Genomic DNA, 15053 nt, shown 5'->3' with positions numbered 1-15053 from the left:
CTCGGCGCGCTCGTCGGCTCAGCGGTAGCGACGCCCCTCGTCGCCGCGGTAGGCGAGCACCGCCATGACGGCGAACACGAGCGTCCACCCGAGGAACACCGGGATCGTCGACGCCGGGAGCTGCTGGCCCGACGTCACCCAGACGAGCAGGTCGCGCCCGGCGCGGGAGGGGAGCGCGAGCGAGATCGAGTTCATCCACGGCGGGAAGACCTCGGGCGGCATGAACAGGCCGCCGGCGAACGCGAGCGGGAACAGCACGACCTGGACGATGGCGATCGCGGCCTTCGACGAGAGCCAGTACCCGATCGACAGCCCGAGCAGGGTGAACGGGATCGCGACGAGCAGCACCACCCCGACGGACGCGGCCAGCCGGCCGAGCGGCAGGGTCGCGGAGGTGAGGAGCCACCCGACCAGGACCAGCGGCACCAGCGCGAGCGCCGTGAGGCACAGCCCGGTGAGGATCCGACCCATGAGCCGCGGCATCGCGCCGGCCGGCAGGGCGCGGACGAATGTGTCGAACGGGAGCGCGCGGTCCTCCGCGACGCCGACGCCGTGCGTGAACATCGCCACCGACATGACGGAGAACATCCCGAGCTGGGCGACGGCGGCGGTGGCGAAGACGGGGTTGTCCGCCACCTCCCGCTGCGGGACGACGAAGAAGAGCAGCGCAAGGGCGGGGAACACCAGGTTGCCGACGAGCGCGATCGGGATGCGCACCGTCTCGAGGATCTGGAACTTCGTGTGCGTGAGGGCGAGACGCCAGCCGGGACGCGGGGTCGGCGCTGCGGTCGTCGGTCGCTCGGTTGACGTTGTCACCGTGCGCTCCTTCCGTTGGTGGTGGTCGCCGGGTTCGGCGCGGCCGGGCTCGTCATGGCGACGAACGCCTCCTCGAGGGTGGCGCCGCGGACGTCGAGGCCCGTGAAGGGCACGTCCGCTGCGACGAGCGAGCGGACGAGGTCGTCCGCCTCGGGCGTCACGACCGTCCACCGGTCGCCCTCCCGCTCGGCGTGCTCGAGCAGGGCGAGGACGCCGGCGTCGGCGATCGCCGCCGCGTCCGCGAGCCGGAACCGGACCGTGCGCGACCCGACGCGGGACAGGACGCTCGCGAGGTCGTCGTCGGCGAGGATCCGACCCCCGTCGACGACGACGACCCGCTGCGCCAGCGCCTCGATCTCCTCGAGGTAGTGGCTGGTGACGACGATGGCGGCGCCCCCGGCGTGGTAGGCCTGCACCGCGTCCCAGAGCACGCGTCGCGCGTCGACGTCGAGGCCGGTGGTCGGCTCGTCCAGCAGCACGACGCGGGGTCGCCCGACGATCGAGAGCGCGACCGCGAGCCGCCGCTTCTGTCCGCCGGACAGCGACCCGGTCTGCCGTCGGGCGAGGTCGCCGAGGCCGAACATGTCCATCACCTCGGCGGTCGGCATCGGGTCGGGGAAGTGCCCGGCGACGAAGTCGATCACCTCGCGCACCCGCAGCGTCGCGGGCAGTCCGGTCTCCTGCGGCGTGGTCCCCAGGCCGATGCGGGCGACCGGGTCGCGCGGATCGCGGCCCATGAGGCGGACCGTGCCGCTCGTCGGCTTGCGCAGCCCGGCGATAAGGGAGAGCAGCGTCGACTTCCCGGCGCCGTTCGGGCCGAGCATGCCGACGAGCTGGCCGGCGTGCAGGTCGAGCGACACGTCGTCGAGGGCGACGACGTCGCCGAACGTGCGTGTCACGCGATCGAGCGTGACGACGGGCGACGACGCGGCGGACGACGCGGGCGGCGTGGCGGGTGGGGCGGTCATGAGGCACCTCCGAGGAGCTGGGTGAGGGTCGCGCGGTACGCGGTGAGCGCGGCGCGGCCGGTGTCGGTGAGGGCGAGATAGGTGACCGGGGTGCGCTTGAGGTAGGTCTTCTCCTGCGCGATGTACGCGGCGTCCTCGAGCTTGCGGGCGTGCGTGGAGAGGTTGCCGGCGGTCATCCCGAGCTCCTCCTGCAGCCGCGGGAACGAGACCTGGTCGCCGGCGGGCAGGGCCGCGAGCGCCACCATGATCCGCAGCCGGGCCGGGGCGTGGATGACGGGATCGAGGTCCATCACGCCCGCCCCCCGTCGGCGCGAGGGCCGCCACCGCGCGAGGTCGATCGACCTCGCACGGACGAGAGCGCGGCCGCGGCGAGCATGCCGCCCCCGCCCGCCAGCGCCATGACGAGGTAGAGCTGGGCGATCGGCAGCGCCGTCGTGAAGCCCCCGACGGCCGCGATCCAGGCGCCGAGCACGAACCACGTCCGCTGGCGGGTCATCGCCGCGCCGGCCATGTAGAGGGCGCCGACCACGAGGCAGGAGACGCCGTTGGAGAGGACCGCGATCTGCGGACCGGACAGGCCGTGCTGGGCGAGCCCGCCGATGATGAAGGAGACGGCGATGAAGGAGAACGTCCACGAGAGGCCGTAGAGCAGGCCCGAGTCGGCCGAGACGCCCCGGACGCCGCGGCTGCGCCGGGCGATGTGCACGGCCGTCACGACGCCGGCCGAGACCAGCAGGCCGAAGAACGTCGCGAGCGCCCACCCGGGCGCGGTGTCGTCGGCGCTCTCGCGGCCGGTGAACCACAGGAGCAGGTAGCCGACGAGCCACGCGAGACCCCAGGCGGTGAAGAGGACCGCTCCGTCGATGGTGAGGCGGCGCGTGACGTCCGGCTGCGCGTCGAGGATCGCCTGGGCGAGCGCCGGGTCGAAGGCCGGGTCGACGCCGGGCTCGGCCACGGCGTCCGGGCCAGCCGCCGCGTCGCGGTCGGCCGCGGCAGCGGCGCCAGCGACAGCGGGGTCGGGGACGTTGGCTGCGTCGCCGCCGCGGGTGTCGTCGAAGTCGTTCGTGCTCATGCCGAGTACTTTGCACTACAAAGTTCTTGGCAGTCAACCCCCGGTGTCCCCCCGGGGGAGCTCCGCCGGCGCGGTGCCCGCCGAGCGTCCCGCGAGCTCGCGCGGTCGGACCCACCTCTCGCCCAGGAATCCCTGGTAGAACCTGGTCATGGCCGACGCCGCCGACGCCGCACCCCTCCCCAGCCGCGCCCAGCGGCGCCGCTGGACCTACGAGATCTGGCTCGTGCTCGGCGTCACCGTCCTCGCCAGCGCGACGTACGCGATCCTCAACCTCGTCGACCGGTACACGATCGACGTCCCGCTGGCCGACCAGACGGCCTCGATCAACACGACGATCAACGCCCGCCCCTGGCTCGACCTCCTGTACCAGCTCCGCCGGATCGCGTTCATCGCCCTGCCGGCGCTGCTCGCGATCTACCTCCTCGCGCCGACGGTCCGCGCCGCCTTCCGGCGCATCGGCCTCGACCTCACCCGGGTCCGCACCGACCTCCTGCACGGGGTCGCGCTCGCGGCCTGCGTCGGCATCCCCGGGCTCGGCGTCTACCTGCTCGGCCGCGCGCTCGGCGTCACCGTGCAGGTGCAGCCGACCAACCTGACGGCGGTGTGGTGGACCGTCCCCGTGCTCGTCCTGGCGGCCCTGGCGAACGGCTTCCTCGAGGAGAGCGTCGTCGTCGGCTACCTCACCACCCGCCTGGGCGACCTGCGCTGGGGCCTCGTCGCGACGATCGCCGCGAGCGCCCTCCTGCGCGGCAGCTACCACCTGTACCAGGGACCGGGGATGGCCATCGGCAACGTGTTCATGGGCGTCCTGTTCGCCTGGTACTTCCTCGTCCCGAGCTGGGGACGCCGCACCATGCCGCTCGTCGTCGCGCACACGCTGATCGACGTCGTCGCGTTCGTCGGCTACGCCCTCGTGCCCGCCGCCTGGCTCGCGGCCCTTGGTCTCGCCTGAGTCGTCTCCCCCGGGCGGAGGAGACCCGCCTCACCCGACATCCACCCGCGGAACCACGCCCCGGCGAGGGGGTCGCACCTACACTTCCAGCGTGACCCAGCCCTCGGACGAGCACCCGGAGAGCGGCGACGCGACGTCGTCCGTCCCCGGGTATCAGCCGACCGAGCGGCTCGACCTCGCCCAGCTCGCCCGCGCGGTCGCCGATCGGACCGGGGACGACGACGCGGACGACGCCACCCGTCCCGCCGGATCGGCTCACGAACCCCTGGAGGAGGCCGCCGGCCCCCGGCCGCGGCCCTCGACCGAGCGGGACGCCCCCGCCGCGCCCGAAAACGACGAGGACGGGGTCGACCCCGACGACGAGCCGGTCGCCGAGGACGACGAGCAAGGCGCCGTAGAGCCGACCGACGACGACGAGCCGACCGAGCAGCAGCCGACGACCACCGCAGCCCCGGCCCTCCCCGCGCAGCTCGTGCCCTCGCCGTCCACCGGGACCGCGGTGATCGAGCGCGAGACGGCCGAGATCGTCCGGCGCCTCCCGCGCCCCGCACCGCTCGAACCGTCGCCGGAGCGCCGCGTGACCGTCGTCGACCTCCCCGTCTACCGGCTGCGCCGGCCCGGCGACCTGGTCGCGGCGGCCCTCGCCCTCCTCGGCGTCGTGCTGGTCCTGCTCCTCGCCGTGTTCGCGCACGCGACGACCGAGGGCGTCACCCAGGACGTCTCGGACGCGCTCCCCCCGGCGGTGAAGGCGTTCCTGCTCGCCCCGCTCAACATCCTCGAGGGCGTCGTCACCCTCGTGCTCCCGCTCGTCATCGCGGTGGTGGCGTTCATCGGACGGCGCCCGCGCCAGGTCGGCGAGGGCGTCATCGCTGGCGGTCTCGCCGCCGCCATCGTCGTCGGCGGCAACTGGCTCCTCGCCACCGTCGGCCCCGAGGCCCTGGTCAACGGCGTCCAGGGAAAGAGCAGCACGGCGTTCATCCCGGTCATCGGCGCGCTCGCGGCCTACCTCACCGTCATGGGCACGAGCGACCGGCGTCGCTTCGTCACCTGGACCTGGAACCTCCTCTGGCTCACGCTCGTGCTCCAGGTGCTCCGCTCCGGCATGTCGCTGCCCGGCGCGCTCGCCTCCGTGCTCGCCGGCCGCGCCGTCGGGCTCGGCGTCCGGTACGCGATGGGCGTCCTCGGCGACCGCGCGTACGGGGAGGGTCTCGTGGTCGCGATGCGCCGCTGCGGCATCGACCCCGAGCGCATCCTGCGCATCGTCGACGGTCGCCCGCTCGAGGGAGTCGAGCCCGAGACCGTCGTCACCGACGCCCCGATCGGCTACGTGACGGAGGAGCCGGACGCGAAGGGCAACGGCGACGCGGCCCGTCGCGCAGCCCCCGCCGACGCAGCTCCCGCCGGCGACGACGCGGTCGGCGGTCCGGGTGAGGACGACGCGGGCACCGCCCCCGTCGCGCCGCCGCGACCCCGCGCGCGCGACCTGCTCGCCCAGACCTGGGACTTCTCGACCGAGCTGCCGCCCGTCCGCGAGGAGATCCCGGAGGAGCTGACCGCGCAGGTGCCGCAGACGCCGGAGCCGCGCGAGCGCCAGCGTCCCCCGCTGCGCGCGGCGACGGCCGTCGTCGGCGAGGAGGAGGGCGAGAACCGCATCTACTCGGTCCGGGACGTCGCCGGACGCGTGTGGGACGTCGGCGTGCTCGACGGGGACCGTCAGGTCGTCGGCACCCTCGCCGCGACCTGGAACACGCTGCGGCTGCGCGGCCCGTCCCACCGCACGACCGTGTCACTGCGCGCCTCCGTCGACCGCGCCGCGCTCATGGCCTACGCGGTCGAGGCCGCCGGCGTCCGGACCCCGCGACTGCGCGGGCTCACGCTCGAGGACGACTCGGCCGTCCTCGTCTCGGAGCACGTGCCGGGCACCCAGGTGCTCGCCGACGTCCAGACCCGCCGGCTCACCGACCACGTCCTCGACGGCATGTGGCGCCAGCTCCGCACGGCGCACGCCGCCGGCATCGCGCACCGCAACCTCGACGACCACGCGATCCTGCTGGACGGGGACGACCAGGTGCTGCTCACCGGCTGGTCGCAGGGCGAGACGTCCTCGCCCCGGCTGTCCCGCCGGCTCGACGTCGTGGCGCTGCTCGCGCTGCTCGCGCTCCGCGTGGGGCCGGAGCGCGCGATGGCCAGCGCCGTCCGCAACCTCACCCGCGAGGACCTGCAGGCGATCGCCCCGATCTTCCAGATCGTCGTGCTCCCCGAGCGCACCCGGCCGGAGGCGCGGCGCAACAAGAAGGTGCTCAAGGAGGTCCAGGGCGTCCTGCTCGGCATCCTGCCGAGCGGCACCGAGGTCGCGCCCGTCCAGATGCGCCGGTTCTCCGGCCGCACCGTCATCACCGCGACCGTCGCCTCCGTCGCCGCGGTGATCGTCCTCACCCAGTTCAACATCAGCGAGATGATCGGGTTCGCCAGGGGGGCGAACCCCTACTTCATGGCGGTGGCGTTCCTGCTCGGCCTCGCGACCTACGTCGGCTCGGCGATGGCGCTCGTCGCGTTCTCACCCGAGCGGCTCAGCCTGTGGCGGACGACGCTCGTGCAGGTCGCCGCCAGCATCGTGGGACTCGTGGCGCCGGCCGGCGTCGGACCCGCAGCGCTCAACCTGCGCTTCCTGCAGAAGAACCGGCTCGACACCCCCATGGCCGTCGCGACCGTCGCCCTCGTCCAGGTCTCGCAGTTCATCACCACCGTGCTCCTGCTGCTCTCGCTCGCGCTCGTGACGGGCTCGACCGGTGCGCTCGACGGCCTCCCGTCGGGCGCGGTGCTCCTCGTCGTGCTCGGCGTGGTGCTCGTGCTCACGGCGGCGCTGTTCGTCCCGAGGGTGCGCCGGTGGGTGCTCGCCAAGATCATGCCGACTGTCCGCCAGATCTGGCCGCGTCTCGTGTGGGTCATCGCGCAGCCGGGCCGGCTCGTCGCCGCGCTCGTCGGGAACGTCATCATGACGGTCGGGTACATCGCGGCGTTCGGGTTCACGCTCCTGGCGTTCGACCAGTCGCTGCCGGTGACCTCGCTGTCGATCGTCTACCTCGCGGGGAACACGGCCGGCGCGATGGTGCCGACGCCCGGTGGTATCGGTGCCGTCGAGCTCGCGCTCACGTCCGGCCTCACGGCCGCTGGCGTCGGCTCCGCCGTGGCCCTCGCGACGGCGTTCGTCTTCCGTCTCGTCACGTTCTGGGTCCGCATCCCGCTCGGGTGGCTCGCCCTGCAGTGGCTGCAGAAGCGCAACCTGGTCTGAGCCCCCATCGGTCCCGTCCAGCCGCTCGGACGGGCCCGCGGTTCGTGTTCGGGTCCCGCGTGCGACAGAATGGCGCCACGATGACCATCCCCTTGAGCTTCCGTGCCGCGGGGGCGACGGACCTCGGCACCGTGCGCACGAACAACGAGGACGCCGCGCTCCTGAGCGAGCGCCTCGTCGCGCTCGCGGACGGGATGGGCGGCCATGCGGCCGGGGAGGTGGCCTCCGCCGTCGTCGTCGACCGGCTCACGACGCTGGTGGGCCCGGACCCCGGCGACCCGGCCGGACCGGCCGGCGCGAGCGACGCGGCCGGCCTCACGCGGGAGGCCCTGACCGACGCCCTGACGCGGGCCAAGGGCGAGCTGCGGGCGCTGTCCGCCGTCGACCCGTCGATGACCGGCATGGGCACGACGCTCGTGGCGCTGGCGCTCACGCCCGAGGGGGTCGTGCTCGCCCACGTCGGCGACTCGCGCCTGTACCGCCTGCGCGACGGCGATCTCGAGCAGCTCACCGTCGACCACACGCACGTCCAGCGGCTCGTCGACGCCGGCCGGCTCGCGCCCGAGGCCGTGCGCGAGCACCCGTTCCGCAGCGTCATCCTCCGCTCGCTCGACGACACCTCGGACGACCTGCCCGACGTGTCGGTCACCGATGCCGTCGCGGCCGGCGACCGGCTGCTCCTGTGCAGCGACGGGCTGTCCGACTACGTCACCGACGACGCGATCCTCGGTGCGCTCGCCGAGGGATCGCCGCAGGAGGCGGCCGACCGGCTGGTGGCCCTCGCGCTCGACCACGCGACGCGGGACAACGTGACCGTCGTGGTCGTGGACGCGGCGACCGGAGCGGGGGACGACGAGGGCGACGTCGAGCCGGACGCCGAGGTCGGCGAGCCCGGCGAGCCGACTCCGGCGGCGGGCGTGGACGCGACGGCGACGCCGCTGCGTCTGCTGGGCGCGACACTGGCGACGGCCGACCTGGGCCCCGAGGCGCGCGAGGTGCTCGACGCGTACGACTCCGACGCGGACGCGAGCGTCGAGGAGAGCGACGGGGCCGACGTCGAGCAGAGCGACATCGAGGCCGAGCGCGACGACGTCGAGCGCGACGAGGACGGGGCGGCGGCCGGTCCCGGCACCGGAGCCGAGGAGACCGAGGACGCCGACGAGGCAGCGGCGGCGAGCGCGGCGGTGCCCGAGGCCGGACCCGGCACGTCGTCGCGCGCCACCGGGCTCTGGCTGGGGCTCGTCGTGCTGACGTTCCTTCTCACCACCGGCGTCGTCTGGCTCACGCAGTCCTGAGCCCTCGCCGGAGCACGACAACGGCGGCGGGACGACGCACGAGCTGGTCGTGCCCCATCCCGCCGCCGTGACGGTGTGCCGGTCCACCCCCCTGCGGTGGTCCGACCGTCCGGCGTCCCGGTCCGCGCCCCCCTGCGGCGCAGACCGGCGGACTCCGGTGTGTCTCGGTCCCGCACGCCCTCACGTGCTGGACCTCTCACCTGACTGGACGGACGAGCGGGCCGGACATGACGCGACCCCGCATGTGATCTGCATCACATGCGGGGTCGCGTCGTCGGCGTGAGGGACATGCCTCCTCCGACATCGGGGGGGAGCAGCGGGTCATGGACGGGGGAGCCCACCGGTCGGAGCCGGGCGGCGCCGTCAGGCCGCGAGGACCGGCCCGGAGTGACCGGCGCCCTGCGCGGCGTCGCGCCACAGCCGGGCGTACGCGCCACCGGCGGCCAGCAGCTCGGCGTGGCTGCCGCGCTCGAGGATCCGGCCGTCGTCGACGACCGCGATGACGTCGGCCTCGACGATCGTCGAGAGCCGGTGCGCGATCGTGATGGTGGTGCGGCCCCGCCGGGCCAGCTCGAGCGCCTGCTGGACGGCGCGCTCGGTCGTCGTGTCGAGCGCGGCGGTCGCCTCGTCGAGGACGAGCACGCGCGGGTTGCGCAGGAGCGTCCTGGCGAGCGCGAGGCGCTGCCGCTCGCCGCCGGAGAACCGGTGGCCGCGAGCGCCGACGATCGTGTCGTACCCGTCGGGCAGGGCGACGACGACGTCGTGGAGCCGCGCGGCCATCGCCGCCTCGACCAGCTCGGCGTCGCTCGCGTCCGGGCGGGCGACGCGCAGGTTCTCCGCGACGCTCGCGTGCAGCAGGTAGGGCTCCTGGGACACGACACCGACGACGGCCGCGAGGTCGGTCAGCGAGACGTCCCGCACGTCGACGCCGTCGATCCGCACCGCGCCGGACGTCACGTCCATGAGGCGGGGCAGCAGGCTCGCCAGCGTCGTCTTGCCGGAGCCGGTCGCGCCGACGAGGGCGAGGTGCGAGCCGGCGGGCACGTCGAGGGTGACGTGACTGAGCGCGTCGCGGTCGGCGCCGGGGTAGCGGAAGGTCACGTCGTCGAACGTCACCGCGCCGCGGACCGCGTCGGCGTCGAGCGGCACGGGGTCGACGGGGTCGGCCACCGAGACCGGGAGGTCGAGGTACTCGAACAGACGCGAGAACAGGGCCGACGAGGCGGTGAGCTGGACCCCGACGTCGAGCAGCCCCATGAGCGGGCGGAAGAGCGCGCCCTGGAGCGCCGTGAAGGCGACGAGCGTGCCGATCGTCATGCCGGCGGACGTCGCCGGCAGGCCCGCGGCGAGGTAGAGGAGGGCGGGGATCGCCGCGAAGACGATCGACATGGTCGCCATGCGCCACCGGCCGGCGAGCTGCGCGGCGACCTCGAGACCGAGGATGCCGTGCGAGGTCGTCGTGAACCGCTCGGCGAGCGCCGGGCCGGAGCCGAGCGTCTTCGCGAGCGTCGCGCCGCCGACGGAGAGCGACTCCTCGACCTGCCCGTGCAGCGAGGCGAGCGCCGCCTGGCGTCGCGCGGAGACGTCGCGGCGCATGGTCGCGACCTTGCGCGAGACGTAGATCGCCGGCGGCAGGACGAGGAGCGAGATGAGGGTGAGCCGCCAGCTCAGCGCGAGCATCGCGACGAGCGAGCCGACGACCGTCGTGAGGTTCGCGGCCGCCGAGGTGGCGGAGGAGGTGACGACGTTCTGGACGCCCGAGACGTCGTTGGTCAGGCGGCTGGTCACCTCGCCGGAGCGGGTCCGGGTGAAGAAGCCGACGTCCTGGCGCTGGAGGTGCGTGAACAGGTCCGTGCGCAGGCGGTGCATGATGCGCTGGCCGACGCGGGTGGCGAGCCAGGTCTGCACGACGCCGAGCACGGCCGTGGCGGCCGCGACGCCGATGAGGCCCGCGACGAGCCGGAGCAGGAGCTGGACGTCCTGGTGGGGGATCGCGTCGTCGACGGCGGCGCGGGTGAGGAACGGCGTGGCCAGGCCGATGATCGACGAGGCGACGATGAGGACGACGACGACCGCGAGGCGGCCCGTGTGCGGGGCGAAGAGCCGGGCGATGCGTCGGTAGGAGACGGGGTGCGCGGCGAGCTGGGCGACGTCGGCCGGGTCGCGCTGCGCCGGGCCGCGGCCGTGCTGGGCCGTGGCGGAGGTCTGGGTGTCGGGGCGGGCCATAGGCCTCACCTCCTGTTCGTCTGGTGCTGGGTGGTGGTGCTGCGTCGAGCGCGGGGTTCGGCACCCGTTCGATGTCCGAACCCCGCACTCGTCGACGGGGCTACTCCGAGAGGAGGCGGTAGGCCTCGCGGCGCAGCTCGTCCATCTTGCTGACGAGCTGCTCGCGCTGCTCCGGGGTCCCGTTGATGGTGACCTGCTTGAGCGCCTCCATGAGCTTGCGGGCGGAGACCCACAGGTCGCCGACCTCGGCCCACTCCTGCTCGGCGGGGGCCCAGACCTTGGCGAGCTCCTCGGCGTTCTCGGCCACGTGGGTGCGGCCCGCCTCGGTCAGCTCGTACTCGGTGCCGCTGGCCGAGGAGCCCTCGACCGGCGCGATGAGGCCCTCGTCGGAGAGCTGCGCGAGCGTGGGGTACACCGAGCCGGGGCTGGTGCGCCAGACCCCGCCCGTGTGCTCCTCGATCGCCTTGATGATGCCGTAGCCGTTCGAGGGGCCCTCGGACAGGACGGCGAGGATCGCCTGCCGGACGTCGCCACGACGGGCGCGCCGCCCGCGGCCGCGGCCGCCGGGGCCGCCCATCGGGCCCATGGGCCCGAAGCCGAAGGGGCCGAAGCCCCGGCCGCCGGTCTCGAAGCCCGGGCCCATCGGCCCACGGCCCATGCCGCCGGTGCCGAAGCCGGGACCGCGTCGACCGCCGCGGCCTCGCCCGCGACCGCGACCGTCGCCATCGGCCCGAGGGTCGAAGCCGTCGCTGAAGTCGCCGTCGAAGGTGCCGAAGTCGTCGGACGTGCGGCCGCGACGGGGACCGTCGTTCCCGAGGCCCCCCTCGCGGTGGTGGGGCTGGTTGCTGTGCTGGTGTCGCATGAGAACTCCTTGGTTCGTCGGTGTCGCGAGCGAGTGGGTCGCTATCGCGATCGGTACCGACATATCGTCGCACGCTCCATCGAGATCTGTCAACGATGTATCGCTTGCGCTTCTGTGTGGCGTGGGTCACAGCGATGACGGCCAGGGCGGCCGGCGGCACCCACGGCCGCTGGCGGCGAGACGATGCAGCGGCGGGCGGTAGGGCAGCAGGGAGCAGGACGGCAGGGGCAGGGTCCAGCGGCAGCGACACCCGAGGGCCGGTCGGTGGCGGACGAGGCCGACGGTCGGTGGCGGAGGGATCGAGCGGTCGGCGCCAGGCACGACCAGCAACCGCGGCCAACGCGGCCCCCGCCAGCGGCGACGACGGACGGTGTCCGCCTCCGGCGCTACCAGCCGCGAAGCGGCGGCGGTTCGTCCGTGTGGGCGGCGAAGACCTCGCGCTGCGCATCGTCGAACGGGCGCGGCCGACCCGTCGAGCGATCGATCTGGACCATGCGCGACAGCGCCCGCAGGAAGGGCGTGGCCGCGGGGCCGCCGGCACCGGGCCGCGCCTCGGCGTCCGTCCCGTCGGTTCCGACGCCGGCACCCATCGGCCCGTCGCCACCCGGCCCATCCGCGGCCACCGCGCCGATCTCGTAGCCGAAGTCGACGGACGACGTCCCGACGCGGCTCACCCACACCTCGACGGCCAGCGGCTCGGACGTGAACCGCACGGGCGCCAGGTAGTCGATCTCGTGCTTGACCACCACGAGCACGGACTCGCTGATCTCCCCCGCGTCGTCGACGCCCATCCCCGGAAAGGCCGCGAACCGCGCATCGTCGAGGAAGCGCAGGAACGCGGCATTGTTGACGTGCCCGAACAGGTCGACGTCCGACCACCGCACCGGCAGCACCACGACGGCTCGTGATCCCATGACGCTCCCCTATCTCGCCCCGAACAGCGCACTGCCGACGCGGACGGTGGTCGACCCCTCGGCGATCGCCAGCTCGAGGTCTCCCGACATCCCCATGGACAGCTCGTCCAGCACGACCCCGTCGATCACCGCGTCGCGCACCAGCTCCCGCACCCGCACCAGCTCGCGGAAGCAGCGCCGGGTCTCCGCCTCGTCGCCCCCACGCGTGCCGATCGTCATGAGCCCGCGGACGCGCAGCCGATCGCGGCGCGCGACCTCCCGGACGAGATCGAGCGCCGCGTCGGGCGCCACCCCTGACTTGCTCGCCTCGGCCGACGTGTTGACCTGCACGAGCACGTCGAGGATGCGACCGGCCTGGTCGAGCCGGCGCTGCAGCGCATCGGCGAGCTCGACCCGGTCGAGCGACTGGACCTCGTGCGCGTACCTCGCGACCTCGCGGGCCTTGTTCGTCTGGACGGGGCCGATGAACACCCAGCGCGGTCCGCGCTCCGCCAGCGCCTCCGCCTTGACCGTCAGCTCCTGCGCCCGCGACTCGCCCAGGTCACGGCAGCCGAGGTCCAGCGCCGACTCGACGACCTCGGCCGGAACGGTCTTGCTCACCGCCAGCATCCTGATCTCGGACGGGTCGCGCCCGGCGGCTCTGCTCGCCCGCGTGATCCGACGACGGACGACGGCGAGGCGGTCCGCAACGGTGTCGGCGCTCCCACGATCGTTCACGCCACCAGGATCGCACCTCACGGTCGGCGCGGGGCGACCCGCGTCCGGGTGACGGCGCGCTCAGTCGAGGTCGGCGCGGACCTCGAGGGCGATCTGCTCGGCGTCGAGCGCCTCCAGCGCCCCGGTGAGGACGACCGAGGAGTAGCGCCCCTCGTCGCGAGCCCGCAGCAGGGCGTGACGCTGCGCCTGGACCAGCCGCAGCCGCATCTGCCGCATGGCAGCTCCCAGCGCCTCGCCGTCCGGCCTCTCGTCGCCGGACCCGGGCGCGGCTCCGGGGGGCACCTCGCGAACGGCCGCCTCGGCACCGGGCCCGCCGGACTCGCCCTCGCGACCCTCGTCCTGGCGACCCTCGTCCTCGCGACTCTCCGCCCCGGCGCCGGCCGCCTCGGCCGCGATACCGCCACCGGGTCCGGCGCCGAGGACCGCGCCGCTGGCCTCGCGCCGGCGGACGAGCTCGCGCAGCCGCTGCATGACGACCTCCTGCCCGGGCGTCGCGGATCCCTCGCCGGCCTCGGCCACCACCTCCGCGAGGCCCTTCTCGAGCATCTCGGCGTTGAGCTCGCGGTACTCCTGGGCGACCCGGTCCGCATCCACCGCCGAGGGCCGCAGGACCCGCACGAGCCAGGGCAGCGTGCCGCCCTGGACGAGCAGCGACACGGCGGCGACGACGAACGCGATGAGCACGAGCAGGCTGCGGTGCGGGAACGTCGCGGGCAGCGTCTGGGCCGCCACGAGCGTGACGACGCCCCGCATGCCGGCCCAGACGAGCACCCCGCCGTCGCGCCAGCCGAAGCTCTCCAGCTCGTAGAAGTCGAGGTCGGAGCGCAGACGCACCACGCGCCGGCGGACCTTGGGCGGCACGTCATCGCCCAGCGCCTGCTCGAACGCCCCGACCCGTCGCCGATGCTCGCCGAGCCGGCGCTTGCGCCGCTGCAGACCGCTCACCAGCACCGCCACGTACACGGCACGGACGAGGAGGACCACGACGATCGCGAGCAGCCCTGCCATGACCCCGCGCCAGGCGGCGGAGGCCGAGCCGAGCCCGTCGAGCACCGCCGAGAGCTCCAGGCCCATGATGAGGAAGACCGCGCCCTCGAGCACCAGCTCGACGGTCCGCCACGTCCGGGCGTCCGCCGCGCGCTGCGTCGGCGGGAAGTACCGCGCGGCACCGTGACCGGTCACGAGGCCCGCCACGACGGCGGCGACCAGCCCCGAGGCGTCGAGCACCTCGGCGGGGATCGACGCGAGGAACGGCACCGCGAACGACAGCACCGTGTTCGCCGCGGTGTCCGTCACCCGGCGACGGATCATCAGGTTGGCGCGACCGACGACCCAGCCGATCGCGATGGCGATGGCGAGCGAGCGGAGGAAGTCCCACGCCACCGTTCCGGCGGACAGCTCGGCCGACTGGATGACGGCGACCGCCACGGCGGAGCGCAGGAGCGCGAGCGCGGTCGCGTCGTTGAGCAGCGACTCGCCCTCCAGCACAGCGGTCAGCCGGTGCGAGACGCCGACGTCCTTGACGATCGACGTCGCGACCGCGTCCGTCGGGCTGACGATCGCCCCGAGCGCGATGGCGGCGGGCAGCGGCAGCGAGGGGATGAGCGCGTGGAACACGAAGCCCAGCGCGACGGCGCTCACCACGACGAGCACGATCGCGAGCCCGGAGATCGTGCGCAGGTCGCGTCGGAAGTCCATCGCCGGCATCGACACGGCCGCCGAGTACAGCAGCGGCGGCAGCACCCCGGCGAGGATCCACTCGGGGTCGACCACGACGTCCGGCACCCCCGGCAGCAGCGAGATCCCGATGCCGAGCACGACGAGGACGAGCGGCGAGGCGATCCGCAGCTTCGGCGCCAGCGACGCCGAGAACGCGATGACCACCAGACCGATCACACCGATCGCGAGCGTCTCCATCGCCCAAGAGTGCCACCCCGGA

Annotated in this window: 12 protein-coding genes; 3 read left to right on the top strand and 9 right to left on the bottom strand. The window is 74.1% G+C overall.

The window, feature by feature from the left end; translation table 11 throughout:
• Window positions 1–18: 18 nt before the first annotated feature.
• The 4 genes from EDD28_RS06755 to EDD28_RS06740 are packed head-to-tail and all read right to left on the bottom strand — an operon-like array spanning window position 19 to window position 2856.
• A complete protein-coding gene (locus EDD28_RS06755) occupies window positions 19–816 on the bottom strand; it encodes an ABC transporter permease (protein ID WP_123738909.1) in 798 nt (265 codons plus the stop codon).
• The gene (locus EDD28_RS06750; RefSeq protein WP_123738908.1) at window positions 813–1784 is read right to left on the bottom strand and encodes an ABC transporter ATP-binding protein; all 972 of its coding nucleotides are present in this window, start codon (window positions 1782–1784) and stop codon (window positions 813–815) included. The genes EDD28_RS06755 and EDD28_RS06750 overlap by 4 nt, the downstream gene beginning before the upstream one ends.
• Window positions 1781–2074 carry a transcriptional regulator gene (locus tag EDD28_RS06745; RefSeq protein ID WP_123738907.1) on the bottom strand — a complete coding sequence of 98 codons (294 nt, stop codon included), beginning with the start codon at window positions 2072–2074 and terminating at the stop codon, window positions 1781–1783. The genes EDD28_RS06750 and EDD28_RS06745 overlap by 4 nt, the downstream gene beginning before the upstream one ends.
• Window positions 2074–2856 (bottom strand): hypothetical protein, encoded by a 783-nt coding sequence (locus tag EDD28_RS06740; RefSeq protein WP_123738906.1) that lies wholly within the window; start codon window positions 2854–2856, stop codon window positions 2074–2076. The genes EDD28_RS06745 and EDD28_RS06740 overlap by 1 nt, the downstream gene beginning before the upstream one ends.
• A gap of 148 nt (window positions 2857–3004) precedes the next feature.
• Between EDD28_RS06740 and EDD28_RS06735 the strand changes: the two genes are divergently transcribed.
• The 3 genes from EDD28_RS06735 to EDD28_RS06725 all read left to right on the top strand — a co-directional run bounded on the left by EDD28_RS06735 (window position 3005) and on the right by EDD28_RS06725 (window position 8395).
• Window positions 3005–3808 (top strand): CPBP family intramembrane glutamic endopeptidase, encoded by an 804-nt coding sequence (locus tag EDD28_RS06735; RefSeq protein WP_123738905.1) that lies wholly within the window; start codon window positions 3005–3007, stop codon window positions 3806–3808.
• Between the two features lie 91 nt (window positions 3809–3899).
• Window positions 3900–7100 (top strand): lysylphosphatidylglycerol synthase transmembrane domain-containing protein, encoded by a 3201-nt coding sequence (locus tag EDD28_RS06730; RefSeq protein ID WP_123738904.1) that lies wholly within the window; start codon window positions 3900–3902, stop codon window positions 7098–7100.
• 80 nt (window positions 7101–7180) lie between these two features.
• Window positions 7181–8395 carry a PP2C family protein-serine/threonine phosphatase gene (locus EDD28_RS06725; RefSeq protein WP_123738903.1) on the top strand — a complete coding sequence of 405 codons (1215 nt, stop codon included), beginning with the start codon at window positions 7181–7183 and terminating at the stop codon, window positions 8393–8395.
• 363 nt (window positions 8396–8758) lie between these two features.
• On the opposite strand, the gene EDD28_RS06720 is transcribed toward EDD28_RS06725, so the two are convergent.
• From EDD28_RS06720 to EDD28_RS06700, 5 genes are all read right to left on the bottom strand, one after another.
• Complete coding sequence (locus EDD28_RS06720) at window positions 8759–10621, bottom strand: ABC transporter ATP-binding protein (RefSeq protein ID WP_123738902.1); 1863 nt, start codon at window positions 10619–10621, stop codon at window positions 8759–8761.
• 100 nt (window positions 10622–10721) lie between these two features.
• Window positions 10722–11483, bottom strand: a complete 762-nt coding sequence (locus EDD28_RS06715; RefSeq protein ID WP_123738901.1) for a PadR family transcriptional regulator — start codon at window positions 11481–11483, stop codon at window positions 10722–10724.
• Window positions 11484–11869: 386 nt separating this feature from the next.
• The gene (locus EDD28_RS06710) at window positions 11870–12397 is read right to left on the bottom strand and encodes an acyl-CoA thioesterase (RefSeq protein WP_123738900.1); all 528 of its coding nucleotides are present in this window, start codon (window positions 12395–12397) and stop codon (window positions 11870–11872) included.
• Between the two features lie 9 nt (window positions 12398–12406).
• Entirely contained in the window at window positions 12407–13114 is a 708-nt protein-coding gene (locus tag EDD28_RS06705) for a YggS family pyridoxal phosphate-dependent enzyme (protein WP_123738899.1), read from the bottom strand.
• Window positions 13115–13174: 60 nt separating this feature from the next.
• Window positions 13175–15031 carry a cation:proton antiporter gene (locus EDD28_RS06700; RefSeq protein ID WP_123738898.1) on the bottom strand — a complete coding sequence of 619 codons (1857 nt, stop codon included), beginning with the start codon at window positions 15029–15031 and terminating at the stop codon, window positions 13175–13177.
• Between the last annotated feature and the right edge of the window lie 22 nt (window positions 15032–15053).

The sequence above is a fragment of the Salana multivorans genome, assembly GCF_003751805.1.
In the GTDB taxonomy this organism is placed as follows: domain Bacteria; phylum Actinomycetota; class Actinomycetes; order Actinomycetales; family Beutenbergiaceae; genus Salana; species Salana multivorans.
The sequence above is the reverse complement of the archived record's forward strand: the minus strand, read 5'-3'. Positions and strand labels throughout refer to the sequence as shown.